Origin of the sequence: Bacillus sp. SM2101, from assembly GCF_018588585.1 — a bacterium.
GTDB classification, from domain to species: domain Bacteria; phylum Bacillota; class Bacilli; order Bacillales; family SM2101; genus Nanhaiella; species Nanhaiella sioensis.
The window spans coordinates 64,008-77,547 of sequence record NZ_JAEUFG010000015.1 but is presented as its reverse complement, the minus strand read 5'-3'; the positions used below and the strand labels follow the sequence as shown (position 1 = coordinate 77,547).

Genomic DNA, 13,540 nt, shown 5'->3' with positions numbered 1-13,540 from the left:
AGATGTCCTAAGTTAAGTATCTCCTTAGGAGGGAAAAATATGCACAACGTTCATATTGAAGAAAAAAAGTAATGATCGAAAATGCTTAAACCATTTTATTAAACTCTTTTCTAAGCCTCTTTATAATTCTTTTCTCTAGTCGAGATATATATGATTGAGAAATTCCTAACATATCAGCAACATCCTTTTGTGTTTTTTCTTCACCACCTATAAGTCCGAACCTAAGCTCCATAATCTGTTTTTCACGATCATTTAACTGATGTAAAGCTTTCAGCAATAATTTTCGGTCTACATTTGCCTCCAAATTCTTCGTGATAACATCGTCTTCAGTTCCTAATACATCTGATAACAACAGTTCATTTCCATCCCAGTCAATATTGAGGGGTTCGTCAAATGATACTTCAGAGCGTATTTTATTATTTCTTCTTAAATACATCAAAATTTCATTTTCAATACATCTTGATGCGTATGTAGCTAGCTTAATCTTTTTCTCTGGATTAAAAGTATTTACAGCTTTAATTAAACCTATCGTACCGATACTAATTAAATCCTCAATATTAATTCCTGTATTTTCGAATTTTCTAGCAATGTAAACGACTAAACGAAGGTTTCTTTCAATTAGAATAGATCTAGCAGCTTTATCGCCTTTCGTAAGTTTTTGCAATAAGAGCCCTTCCTCTTCTTTTGATAATGGGGGCGGCAAAGCTTCACTTCCGCCTATATAATAAATTTCATCAGTTTTGATACCAAGTTTCATTAATAATTTGTACCAATAATATGTAAAACGAACGGTCATATTTCTCAAAATTGTTCCTCCTTCAATTTTTACAGGGATATAGATCAAGGTCATACTAAGCTGATTGTACTGAGGATGATTGGATCATCTTAGGATGAACGATACATTGATACTCATCATCACTTGAAAGTTTGACATGATTTAGGGCAATGAGCCCTTTATTCACGTCTAACCAATTATTTTCATAACGAAGTGAAATATTATCTGGTTTGATTGCTAATAGTATTTGATGATCTTGTCCTACACCTCTATATGGAATTAGTCGAAGTCGTTTTTCCCATTGAGGATCATCAACAGTCATCTCATTCATTAACATATCAACGTTTTTTGATAGTTCAATAATTCCTGTAGGGACATGTTCAACTAAACATGTACTATCGATAATCATTACTGGTGACCGAGAAATTGGATCGTATAGCTGATTACCACTATCAATTAATCCCTTAATGGTTATTTTGATATTGGTGATAACTATAGTAACATCAATAATTTCCTCGTATTTCAGCTTATTACTTTTAATCCCATCAATTTGCGACCTTGAAAAATACCATAAAGATGGAAACGCAATAATTACAAATACCCAACTAACTGGATCACCATATCCAGTTGAAGTCGTAAGAAAGATACCATTATTTATGTTAAATTCCTTTTGTAATAAATAATGGAAAGCAATAATACCACCTCCGACTACAAACGTTGCGAAATAAAAAGTGCAAAGATTCTTGATAAAATAAGAAAAACGCTTGTATCCAAAAGCAGCCCAAATGATAATCAGTGAAAATAAAAATTTGATTAATGGATTGGATACAAAAGAAGCTAGTGGAGAAACGATTAATAGAACGAGAGATGAGCCTATTAACGAGCCAACCACAAGTCGCCAAAACTTAATTCTTCTCTTTAGAATTACTGCAGTTAGAAGCAGTAATGATCCATCAAATAACAAATTAAGAAACCATATAATGTCAATATAAATAGACACTCAAGTTCCCCTTCCTTGTAGCTCCTTCGTTAGTATATTGATTTGAAACTAGTATATATATAATGTGATGTGATGTCTGTCAATCTTTGTAGGAATTAATGAGGAATTTTTTGTTGGATTTAAGCTTATATTGTCAAACAACTGACGAATCTAGAAGCAATCACTTTTTAATGTGAGGATCTTTTCTTAAACTTTGTTGCAATCCTATTTAAATAGCACATCTATTTAGATTTTTCACACTATCATTACCATGATAAATAAGAAAAAAACATCGCACGATAGTAAACTTATTTACACCTTGCGCCAATTACAACACTCTAAGTGAAACCTAATATAAAAAAGCACGAATCAATAAATACGATTCATGCTCTCTCTTAGAAGTATAAAATATAAAGTTGTTAGCGTCTGCGGTTTCGATTACGTAAAAATGTAGGGATGTCTAATGTGTCCTCAGTCTGCTGAGGATTATAGTTCGATACATTTTCGCTTTCCTTTTCACGGCTAGTTGCTGCAGTTGCTTTTTGGGTATTCGCACCTGCTGATTGACGAATTTGTCTACCTTGAGGAATTTCGGTTTCTTTAAATCCTGTGGCAATCACCGTTACTACTATTTCGTCTTTTAAGCTCTCATTGATTACTGAGCCAAAAATCATATTAACTTCTTGATCTGATGCAGAAGCTACAATATCAGCCGCTTCTTGTACTTCGTATAAGCTTAAGTTCATGCCACCAGTTATATTCATTAGGACTCCTTGAGCACCATCAATAGGAATTTCAAGTAATGGACTTGAAATAGCCTTCTTTGCAGCTTCAGCTGCACGGTTTTCACCTGTTGCGATACCGATACCCATTAAAGCTGAACCCCTGTTTGACATTATTGTCTTAACATCAGCAAAATCAAGGTTTATTAAACCTGGCGTTGCGATTAAGTCTGAAATACCTTGTACACCTTGACGTAATACATTGTCAGCCTCACGGAATGCTTCTAACATTGGTGTGTTTTTATCAACGATTTCTAATAATCTATCATTCGGGATAACAATCAAAGTATCTACAGAGTCTTTCATTGCTGCAATACCGCCGCCAGCTTGAGTAGATCTCTTTCTACCCTCAAATGTAAAAGGACGTGTTACAACTCCTACAGTCAATGCGCCTAAATCTTTCGCAATTTGGGCTATAACAGGAGCTGCACCAGTCCCAGTGCCTCCACCCATTCCTGCTGTAACAAAAACCATATCAGCTCCGTTTAACACTTCTTCTAGCTGTTCTTTACTTTCTTCAGCTGCTTTTTTTCCTACTTCAGGATTTGCGCCTGCTCCAAGACCTCGAGTTAACTTTGCCCCGATTTGCATTTTAATCTCTGCTTTTGAAAGATTTAGCGCTTGTGCATCAGTATTTACAGCTATAAATTCAACACCTTGAACTCCATGCTCAATCATTCGATTTACGGCGTTATTTCCTCCACCACCGACACCGATTACTTTTATTGTCGCTAATTGATCAAGATTTGTCTCAAAATCTAACATCACAAATCCTCCTAATTTATCGATTTACTAAGAAGTTTTCATCCTGTTATTCCCAAAATAACCCGAAAAATTTCTTGACTTTTTCACTCAGATTTTCTTCATTTTTTTGCTTAGACTTTTGCTTTAACTGCTGAGGTTTCTTTGCTACTCTTTTTTCTGCTAGATCTATAGGGCGATTTTCCTCAACAATACTTTTCCCTTGAAGCTTGGCATTTCTATATGCAAATTGAATTAATCCTACTCCGGTAGTATATTGAGGTTCTCTTACACCAATGTAATCAGGAATTGCTACCCTCACGTTATTTGCTAAAATTTGTTGTGCCAATTCCAATGATCCAGAAATATTAACAGCACCACCAGTAAGTACATAACCTCCAGGCAATTCACGAATTCCTAATTGTCTTACTTCATTTTTAATCATGTCAAACATTTCTTCAAATCTAGCTTCAATAATGTCTGAGATTATTAGTTGATTATATTGTTCTTCTTTATCACTACCAATAATCGGAACATTAAATATTTCTTCTTCTGAGGCTGTATCATAAAAAGCATGTCCATACTTTGTTTTTATCTTTTCAGCGTCATCAGTAGAGGTTCTTAAACCAATAGAAAGGTCCTTTGTTATATTATCCCCTCCTATCGGTAAAACCGTTGTGGCTTTTAAATGTCCATTTTCAAAAAAAGCTATAGTGGTGGAGCCGCCACCGATATCAACTAGGGCTACACCAAACTCCATTTCATCCCGAGATAAAGAGATAGAACCCGCAGCGAGTGGTTGTAAACAAATAGCCGTTATTTCTAAACCTGCACGCTCTACACATCTAAGTAAATTATGTAATATCGTCTTTGATCCAGTAACAATGGTTCCTTCCATTTCAAGACGGACTCCTAACATTCCTCTCGGGTCGTTAATTTCATCAAGCCCATCGACGATAAATTGTTTTGGAATGACATCTATAATTTCTCTCTCTGGAGGGATTGATACAACTTGCGCTGCCTCAATGACTCTAGCTACATCTTGGTCATTAATTTCCCTATTTTCACTCGATACAGCTACAACACCGTGTGCATCTTGTAATTGCACACTATTAGCTGACACACCCACAACAACGCTTTGGATGGGAATACCAACCATTCTTTCGGCTTGTTCTATTGCCTTTTTAATAGAATGAACGGTTTCGTCTATATCAACAATTGAACCTTTTCTTAATCCATGAGAATTAACATTACCTACCCCAATAACATTTAAAGTATCATTTGCCATTTCACCTATGATCACTTTAACATTGGATGTACCGATGTCAAGACTAACAAAAACTTCATTGCTGTTCATTCTTTGGCACCTCCTTTTTCAAACATAAATAATAACTGTTCATGTTGAGCATATGTCCTTTATTAATCGATTCAATAAATGGTACATCAAACTTTACAAATCAATCTTCAAAGAAAGTTTAAAGGTCTGGGAAAATTGAACTCGAACAAGGTGTGCTGTGCACGTTTGCAATTGACGTGGTAGACACGATAGTGAGCCGCCTTTCTGTATCCTTACGTATGGCTTTATATGCAGTCTACAAATGAAGCAAAGGTCAGAAAGACTACTTGATACAAGGCAACAATATCGCCTTTCATATACTTGAGCTTTATTCTACCCTTCAAGGCTTCACCGCCTTGTTCTTCTCAGTCCTTTTTATCCTCCCTATTGAACACATTCTTATATGGAAAATATTCAACAAATCCTATCTATTCCCTTTAATAAAAATTAATTTTTTTCAGTTTTTTTGTGAGTAATCTTCCATTTAGACAATAAAGTTCGTCTAATCACTGCAATATTTTGAAACAATCTTACCCCAAATGCAAATACTGCCGCTAAATACAAGTCTACACCAAGATGAACACCTAGAAAAGCCAAACTTGTAGCTAAAAGTAGATTAAAGATAAAACCGGACACAAAGACTTTCTCATCGTATACATTTTGTAAGTGTGCTCGGATTCCTCCAAAGAGCGTATCTAACGCTGCAAGTATAGCAATTGATAAATAATTAGAATATTCATCTGGTATGCGTATATCTGTTAGCAAACCTAGTGTTATTCCAAGAATTAAGCCGACAAGTGGAAGCCACATGCTATTTCTCCTCCTCTTCGGCATTTACAGGCTTCATATTTTTGATACGAGGTATTTCTGAAAAAGCCGGTACTTCAATCGATGCTAATGGATCAGAAATCACAACTTGTAAATTATCATAAACGAAAGCATCAATCATGCTAGAGACCTGTAATCTGTTATATAATTTTTCTGCTCCTTCTTCACTCTTAGCAATTACTTTAATTTCAAATGGAAATCTATTAAGAGGATACCCATCTATTTTTGTGATGCCGTTAATGTCTCTAATCACTGTAGTATTTATTACCCGTTGTTCAGCTATAGAAATATTTACTGCGTTATATTGATTTAATTCATTAATCAACCTTTTTAATAGTTCTGGCGATACTGTATGAACACGTTCACCTGGCATGATTTCATCGAAAAACGGCTTCACTGTTAAAATAACACCTGGTCCACTTACATCAGTTAAACCAGCCTTTACTTTTAACTCGTCTAACGTTTCTTTAAGTACCGCATCATCTTGTCGCTCTGTTTTATATTTCTCCAACTTATCGTTATAATTTGAAATCTCTTGATGTAACTGAAATGTAAGCTCTTGCTCTTTCTTAATATCCTCACGAATTTCCCAAGTATCCCTTGTATCACGGACAACAGGCTTGTTAATACTTTGAAATTGAACTGCAATCATAAATCCAATAATTATTGTGATTATTGTTATTGAGATAACTTTTTTGTTGCCCAATGAAAATCACCTGACCTTAATAATTGCCTGTTTTCGCATTGTTATTACCTGTCTTATTTTGGCACCCACTTTGTATAATCATTAGCAACAAAGGATAAAAAATAGCCTAATAACACAACTATTGTGTACTTACACCTAAAAGGGGTTCAAACATGATGTTTTCTTTTTTGTCTATATTTACAAAAATATTATCACTCACTAATTGATCGTAAATACCACCAATAATATAAAGAGCTTCATAAAGCGTGTTTGCTTCTCCAATAGCTGTAATGACAAATGGTTCAGCATGTTGATTACCATCAACTTCAATAACAGGTCCATTACATAATATATACGAATTTCGAGAAATTCTTTGTCCGTTGATCGCAATTGCTGAAGCACCTGATATGAGTAATTCATTAATTACTTTAAATACATGCCCTTCATGTACTATGTAATTATTCACGTTCTCTTCATCAGGTACATATTCGGCATCCGACAAAGTAACTTCAATACCTTCACCTTGCACATCGATTTCTCCAACAAACATTCTATACTTTTCCACATCTTCAACTAAATTAAAATAAATACCTTCCTGTTTAGCTAATTCCTCTTCGTATTCCCTTACTTCATCTTGCTTTTCTTTAATTGTATTAAATAATTCTCGGTTTTTTTCCTCTAGTGCTATCAATTGTTCTCGATATCGAAAGTCTCTCTCCCACTGCTTGTCCGATATACGAGGAGTACCATTGTTACTTGTAGTAACATGATAAGAAAATGCGATAAGAAAACCGATAACTAAAGAAACAAAGGATAAGATGACATGTTTACCCCTGATTTTCACTCTCCTGCTCCTCCTCTGGCTGGTTGTATGGTGAAAAGAAACTCCCAACTTCAATGTCAATAATCCCCTTCACTGAAGGGTCAAGGTGATTTACAATTGATGGATAAAAATCCATTTTCCTAGAGAAATTTGTTATTGTACCACTTACCTCAAACCCGTCATTCATATAAAGGGTAATATGCAATGGGTCTGATGGTGTTGGTGTATGATGAATTTCTGAAATTGAATTGCTCACTTCATCAGATAACTGAACTAATTCTTCTATCATCCTGTCAACATCATCACTGTTCGACCAATTTACAAATACAGGAGCATCTGGGGATGATACGGATTGTTTTTCATCAGTAAGGGATTTACCATTTTCTAGAATCGGATAAAAGCGACTTTCGTTTAACATGTAACCGATCCGCTTTGTTTCTGTGACTAATATAAGTACTTTGTTTGGAAATTGCTTTTGAACAGATACATCTGCTATTTCTTCATGTGCAGAAATGGACTGTGTTATGCTGTTTTCATTGACGCTCCAAAAGCTATTTTTTGTCGAAACGCCACTCAAATCAATGATTTCTTCAGTTGAAACATGGTGATTCCCACTTACTGATATTGAAGAAACTTTACTTAAGGGGGACTGAAAATACACAATTGTAATGATCATAAGAAAAAAAAATAGAATATAATAAATAAGCCTTCTATTTACCTTTTGTTTTCGTTGCTGTTTTAGCTTGGGAACCCGATCTTCAAGTACAACAACTTTTTCTTTCCCCAAAAAAAGTCACCCCGATCTATATTAAAAGCTCATTTCATGATTTTGTTACTCATGTTACTATGTAAGAACAGAAAATAGTGGTTTTATGCAATCGCATCGTTAAAGAAGAAAATGCTAATTAAACTCTAGTTGTAGGCGTGGTGATTTCTTAAGCCAAAAAACAACGTTTTGAAGCGAAAACAGCTAATGTTAAGAAAAATTTTCGCAACGTCATTACCAACAGGGTTGGATAAGAGAAACAAAACGGCATAGGTTATATATGCCGTTTAACATTTTCAATAGTTTGTATTGTTAATTATTATATCACAATATATACTTGAAATCAGAGAAAAAACATGCTACTTTTTTCCTATTATTTCAACTTCTGTCTTCATTTCAATATCGTAAAGATCGTATATTGTTCGTTTAACATGTTGTATTAAATTCAATACATCCTCTGCTTTTGCCTTACCAGTGTTAACGATAAAGTTAGCATGTTGTTCAGAGATTTGCGCACCACCTATTGCATGCCCTTTTAGGCCAGCAACTTCTATTAGTTGTCCTGCATAATTTGGTAGAGGGTTTCTAAAAACACTTCCACAGTTAGGGAAATGAAATGGTTGTGTATCACGTCGATAATCTTTGTTTTTTTGCATCTCAGCGACAATAAGTTCACGGTCACCTGACTCAAAAGTGAACTGGGCTTCCACACAAATTCCCGGGCGCTTACTTTGCAAAATAGAGGTTCGATAGGAAAATTCCAACTCTTCACTTGATAACCATTCAATTGTACCGTCTTCAAACAGTATGCGCGCTCTTAAGAGTATTTTCGAAATATCAGATCCGTGTGCACCAGCATTCATATAAACGGCACCACCAATTGAACCTGGTATACCTCCTGCAAACTCTAAACCTGATAGACCCTTTTTACTAATGATGGTAGCTAGTTTTATAATAGAATAACCTGCTCCAACAGTAACCTTTGTACCATCTATATCCAAATGATCAAGGCCTTCTCCAAGCTTTATTACTACTCCTTCGATTCCCAAATCTGAGACCAATAAATTTGATCCCCTACCAATTGCTCGCCATGTTACTCCATATTTCTTTACTATTTCCATCGTTTTGTATAAAGCTGGTATATCTTTTGGCTCGACAAATAAGTCTACTGGCCCCCCAATTTTTATTGTCGTATGATTAGCAAGCGGTTCATTTAACCGAACTTTTCCGACATTTTCATGAAGCAACTCCGCAGCTATTTTTTCCATCTTGGTAACCTCCTTCTGTACTAGTGAATACTACTGCGTGCTTATAAACTAGCTTGATATGATTAAGTTCATTGAATATATTGTAGAATTTCGTATATACATCTATACAATTAGTCCTTTCTCTTGGTTGTTTTCGCATTGATTGTAGTTTTTCGTACTAAGAAATAAACACGTACACAACTAGAGTTCGTGGATTTTTTCTTCTGTACAGCAATTAACTAACAGTATAAAACCATTGTTTATAGTACTAATTTGATAACAATTGCAACAATGTTTACGAAAAGAGGCTATCAACCTCAGCGCTCTTTTAATTCTATTACAGCAGCAACAAAGTTTGTTATAAAGAGCCTATAATACTTTATTATACAGTTTCGTAACACCACCTGAAACAACAAGTTTTCGTTTATTTATGAAACATAATGACCTCTATTACACTATTTTATAATAAAGCTTTTTTCGAATGAGCTAAGTGCAAATATAACTACCGTTCTTGGCATCTTTTCTTCTCTAAAGACTGTAAAAATTATGTATTAGCATCTGTTACTCACGTAGGTGAAAAAGCAAAACAGTTTACAAAAAGAGCCTATAATAAAATACGAGAAACCCCGTTATATTAACAGGGTCTCTTGAAAAAATCTATTGTTAACGTCTACTCTTCGAACGTATACACTAATACCTTGAATGCTTACTCACATTAAGTAAGACACCGATAGCCATTAGCATTAAAGTTAGTGAAGAGCCACCGTAGCTTAAAAACGGCAATGTAATCCCAGTAACAGGCATTAGACCGGTTACAACACCAATATTAATAATAACTTGTAGAGCTATCATGGAGATAATTCCTATCGCAAGGAAGCTACCAAATAAGTCAGGTGCACCAAGCGCTATTCTAATACCTCTCCATAATAAGAGACTGAAAAGCAAAATGACAAATGACGCTCCAATAAAACCAAGCTCTTCAGATATAATAGCAAAAATAAAATCTGTCTGTGGTTCAGGTAGATAAAAGAATTTTTGACGACTTTGCCCTAAGCCTAAGCCAAATAACCCCCCTGGACCTATTGCATATAGTGACTGGATGATTTGAAAACCGGTACCTTGTGGGTCTTGCCATGGATCAATAAAAGAAGTAATTCTATTCATGCGGTAAGGTGCTGATATAATCAATCCAGCAAAACCTGCAATTCCTAACAAGCCAAGCCAAACGAAATGACTGATCCGAGCTCCAGCTACATAAATGATAACGATACAAGTCCCTAACATCACAGTCCCTGTTCCCAAATCAGGCTGAAGCATAATTAAAGCAAAGGCACTAAAAACTAAGGTCAGCGATGGTAAAAGGCCTCTTTTAAAAGAAGTTATCTCCTTCTGATTTTCGGAAAGATATTTTGCTAGAAATGCAATCATTGCTAATTTAGTGAACTCTGAAGGTTGAATTGAAAACGCTCCAACACCGATCCAGCTCTGTGACCCATTTCTTTCAACGCCAACGCCAGGAATTAATACGACTATGAGTAGCAAAAAGCAGAAAAGTAAAATGACTTTTGCCCACTTACGCCATGTCCAATAGTCAATACTCATGAGGAAGAACATCGCTATCACACCAATACCAGCAAATAATAGCTGCCGTTTAGCGAAAAAAAATGAGTCATTAAACTTATATTCTGCCCAAATTGCACTGGCGCTGTATACCATGATTAGACCTACTGCTAATAATGACAAAGTTACAAGAATTAAAATAAAATCCGGAGTAGCTTTTTTGGGGGACAATAGAAACACCTCAACGTCCTAAATTAAGAGCGGCCAAGCCCTTAGTTAAGCATATGCACTGCGTCTATAAAAATGTCTCCTCTTTCCTCAAATGTTGTATATTGATCCCAACTTGCACATGCAGGAGATAACAGAATGATATCGCCTTTATCGGAGTTGTCATAGGCTACAGAAACAGCCTTTTCAACATTATCGACACGAACCATGTTTTTTATTCCTGCTTCCACTCCAGCTTCTTCTAACAACTCAGCTGTTTGACCAAATGTCACTAGTGTTTTCACATTTTGTAAATAGGGAACAAGGTCTTTAAAATGATTCCCTCGATCAAGTCCACCTGCTAATAAAATGATTGGTGCTGAAAAAGCGTTGAGTGCCTTTTGTGTTGCTAAAATATTTGTTGCTTTTGAATCATTATAAAATTTCCGACCATGATATGTTTTAACATACTGTAAGCGGTGTTTAACCCCTGAAAATCTTTTCAATACATCACCTATTGCATCATTTGTTATATTCAAAAGCTTACACACAGCAACAGCAGCCAAAATATTTTCCAAGCTATGTTCACCAGGAAGTACAATTTCATCAGTACTAATAATTTCTTCATCATTAAAGAAAATCGTATGATTATTTACATACGCTCCGGTTTTTAACTTTTGCTTTGTTGAAAAAAATACTTTCTTAGCTTGAGCTGCTTTAGATAGTTCTACAAGTATATTATCGTCAGCATTAAGAACAACAAAATCTGTTGGAGTTTGCTGTTGAAATATTTTCGCTTTCGCTTTAACATAAGCTTCCTTCGTACCATGATAATCAAGGTGTGCATCAAAAATATTTAATATTACCGATATTTTGGGACGAAACTGATCAACCCCTTGCAATTGGAAGGAGGATAATTCAGTTACAATCATTTGCTCGCTTGTTGCTATTTGTGCAACATCAGAAGCAACAGTCCCGATATTTCCGGCAATGAGAGGGTTCTTCTGTGCTTGCATCATGATGTCATAAATTAATGTTGTCGTCGTTGTTTTCCCGTTCGAACCTGTGATACCAATAAACTCTGCTTCTGAAATTGAATAAGCTAATTCAACTTCGGTAATGATTGGAATAGCTCTTTTTAATGCTTCTACCACAATGGGATTTGTATAAGGAATCCCTGGATTTTTTACGATTAAATCAAAATTTTCTTCGAGCAAGTCTACTGGATGACTTCCACAAATAATGTCCACACCTAAATGTAACAAATTTCTCGTATTTTCATTTTCTTCGTAAGGCTTTTTATCGTTGATTGTTACTTCGGCACCTAGTCCTATTAATAGCTTAGCCGCAGATAAACCACTTTTAGCTAAACCTAAAACAAGTATTTTTTTATCGCGAAAACGTTCAGTATTCTTCAATTACAACCACACCTCAATATATAATCCAAGCATTGCAAATAATAAACCTACCGTCCAAAAAGTAACGACAACTCTCCATTCTGACCACCCTACTAACTCATAATGATGATGTAGGGGACTCATTTTAAACACCCTTTTACCAGTTGTTTTAAATGATATGACTTGGATGATGACAGATAGTGTTTCAATGACAAAAACACCACCTATAATTAGCAATATAATTTCAAGCTTTGTTAGAATCGCCACAGTTGCTAAAGCCCCTCCGAGAGCAAGCGAACCAGTATCCCCCATAAAAACTTTAGCTGGATGTGCATTAAACACTAAAAAGCCAAGTACCGCACCAACTACCGCAACAGCAAAAATAGCAATATCGTATTGTGTTTGATTCCAAGCTAATATTGCAAACGCTCCAAAGGCTACTGCAGCTGTACCTGAAACAAGCCCATCCAAACCGTCAGTTAAATTAACTGCATTTGAAAAGCCTACTAACCAAAAAATAAGTAGGATAATATATGCCCAAGATAAATCGATAGAAACATCAAATCCAGGAATAGCAACTGTAGTAGAAATATTATTCTGCAATAATACTACATAGAAGATTACAGCAATAATAATTTGTCCAGCTAATTTTTGTTTAGACGTTAAACCTAGATTTCTTTTCATTACTACCTTAATGAAATCATCCAAAAATCCTAACAAACCATAACCTAATGTAACAAATAGTAACAGATATGTATTTACCGTTACCTCTGTATATTTTGATGTCATAATAACAACAGTAAGTATAATGGATAGCAAAATGACAATTCCACCCATCGTAGGTGTACCAGATTTCTTTTGATGCGATTTGGGTCCCTCATCACGAATGCTCTGTCCAAATTTAAGTCTACGTAAGAAGGGAATAAAAACTGGAGATAATAATACACTTATTAAAAATGCCATCAATATTGAAAATAGCACTACTTTTTCAAGCAAGATTATCCCCCCCTTTCATTAGTTTTAATATTTTTATATTCAACTCATTTTCCTCAATTGGTATATCGCCCTTAAATACCGAACGATTAGTTTCACCTATATCTTCCAATTGCAACAAATTATCATAAAAAACAAGTAATTTCTTTAAGGCTATATACGAATCATGAACAATAAAAACAGGAAAATGATTTGGTATAAATTTTGGTAATTCCCGTTCTTCGTTCCATAATGATCCTACTGCTCCATTTTCTATTGCTGTGAATAAATCTCTGTTATCATCACCCTGGCTATTGATTGGTACATATAACCCTTTATTCACTAATATATTACAATCTGTAAAGACATATTTGAAATGGATATCATCCTCAACACCCCTAGTATGCGGGTATAATTTTTTTAGATGATGGTATCGAAGCAT

At 35.1% G+C, this 13,540-nt stretch carries 13 protein-coding genes; all 13 read right to left on the bottom strand.

Translation table 11 applies throughout. The features are described 5' to 3' along the window. Positions 1 to 85: 85 nt before the first annotated feature. The 13 genes from sigE to JM172_RS15335 all read right to left on the bottom strand — a co-directional run bounded on the left by sigE (position 86) and on the right by JM172_RS15335 (position 13,540). Entirely contained in the window at positions 86 to 796 is a 711-nt protein-coding gene (sigE, locus tag JM172_RS15395; protein ID WP_410629464.1) for an RNA polymerase sporulation sigma factor SigE, read from the bottom strand. Positions 797 to 851: 55 nt separating this feature from the next. Next, entirely contained in the window at positions 852 to 1,775 is a 924-nt protein-coding gene (gene spoIIGA / locus JM172_RS15390) for a sigma-E processing peptidase SpoIIGA (protein WP_214483254.1), read from the bottom strand. A 398-nt stretch (positions 1,776 to 2,173) separates the two neighbouring features. Beyond that, complete coding sequence (gene ftsZ, locus JM172_RS15385) at positions 2,174 to 3,301, bottom strand: cell division protein FtsZ (protein ID WP_214483253.1); 1,128 nt, start codon at positions 3,299 to 3,301, stop codon at positions 2,174 to 2,176. A 46-nt stretch (positions 3,302 to 3,347) separates the two neighbouring features. Then, positions 3,348 to 4,634, bottom strand: coding sequence for a cell division protein FtsA (gene ftsA / locus JM172_RS15380; RefSeq protein WP_214483252.1), 1,287 nt, complete (start codon positions 4,632 to 4,634; stop codon positions 3,348 to 3,350). A 426-nt stretch (positions 4,635 to 5,060) separates the two neighbouring features. Beyond that, positions 5,061 to 5,423 carry a small basic family protein gene (locus tag JM172_RS15375; RefSeq protein ID WP_214483251.1) on the bottom strand — a complete coding sequence of 121 codons (363 nt, stop codon included), beginning with the start codon at positions 5,421 to 5,423 and terminating at the stop codon, positions 5,061 to 5,063. Position 5,424: 1 nt separating this feature from the next. Continuing rightward, positions 5,425 to 6,147: a DUF881 domain-containing protein gene (locus JM172_RS15370; RefSeq protein ID WP_214483250.1), complete on the bottom strand. Its 723-nt coding sequence runs from the start codon at positions 6,145 to 6,147 to the stop codon at positions 5,425 to 5,427. A gap of 118 nt (positions 6,148 to 6,265) precedes the next feature. After that, a complete protein-coding gene (locus tag JM172_RS15365; RefSeq protein WP_214483249.1) occupies positions 6,266 to 6,970 on the bottom strand; it encodes a DUF881 domain-containing protein in 705 nt (234 codons plus the stop codon). Further along, positions 6,954 to 7,736, bottom strand: a complete 783-nt coding sequence (locus JM172_RS15360; protein ID WP_214483248.1) for a cell division protein FtsQ/DivIB — start codon at positions 7,734 to 7,736, stop codon at positions 6,954 to 6,956. The genes JM172_RS15365 and JM172_RS15360 overlap by 17 nt, the downstream gene beginning before the upstream one ends. Before the next feature lie 338 nt (positions 7,737 to 8,074). Then, the gene (murB, locus tag JM172_RS15355; RefSeq protein ID WP_214483247.1) at positions 8,075 to 8,983 is read right to left on the bottom strand and encodes a UDP-N-acetylmuramate dehydrogenase; all 909 of its coding nucleotides are present in this window, start codon (positions 8,981 to 8,983) and stop codon (positions 8,075 to 8,077) included. A gap of 669 nt (positions 8,984 to 9,652) precedes the next feature. Next, positions 9,653 to 10,753 carry a stage V sporulation protein E gene (gene spoVE / locus JM172_RS15350; RefSeq protein WP_214483246.1) on the bottom strand — a complete coding sequence of 367 codons (1,101 nt, stop codon included), beginning with the start codon at positions 10,751 to 10,753 and terminating at the stop codon, positions 9,653 to 9,655. A 41-nt stretch (positions 10,754 to 10,794) separates the two neighbouring features. Continuing rightward, positions 10,795 to 12,147, bottom strand: a complete 1,353-nt coding sequence (murD, locus tag JM172_RS15345; protein WP_214483245.1) for a UDP-N-acetylmuramoyl-L-alanine--D-glutamate ligase — start codon at positions 12,145 to 12,147, stop codon at positions 10,795 to 10,797. Then, a complete protein-coding gene (mraY, locus tag JM172_RS15340; RefSeq protein WP_214483244.1) occupies positions 12,148 to 13,122 on the bottom strand; it encodes a phospho-N-acetylmuramoyl-pentapeptide-transferase in 975 nt (324 codons plus the stop codon). It lies immediately after the preceding gene. Further along, the gene (locus tag JM172_RS15335) at positions 13,115 to 13,540 is read right to left on the bottom strand and encodes a hypothetical protein (RefSeq protein WP_214483243.1); all 426 of its coding nucleotides are present in this window, start codon (positions 13,538 to 13,540) and stop codon (positions 13,115 to 13,117) included. Before JM172_RS15335 ends, mraY begins: the two co-directional genes overlap by 8 nt.

Coding starts and splice junctions, on each gene's coding strand:
- murB (WP_214483247.1), bottom strand. CDS start 8,983: ATGGAAAAAATAGCTGCGGAGTTGCTTCATGAAAATGTCGGAAAAGTT.
- ftsZ (WP_214483253.1), bottom strand. CDS start 3,301: ATGTTAGATTTTGAGACAAATCTTGATCAATTAGCGACAATAAAAGTA.
- ftsA (WP_214483252.1), bottom strand. CDS start 4,634: ATGAACAGCAATGAAGTTTTTGTTAGTCTTGACATCGGTACATCCAAT.
- JM172_RS15375 (WP_214483251.1), bottom strand. CDS start 5,423: ATGTGGCTTCCACTTGTCGGCTTAATTCTTGGAATAACACTAGGTTTG.
- JM172_RS15335 (WP_214483243.1), bottom strand. CDS start 13,540: ATGCTTCGATACCATCATCTAAAAAAATTATACCCGCATACTAGGGGT.
- sigE (WP_410629464.1), bottom strand. CDS start 796: ATGACCGTTCGTTTTACATATTATTGGTACAAATTATTAATGAAACTT.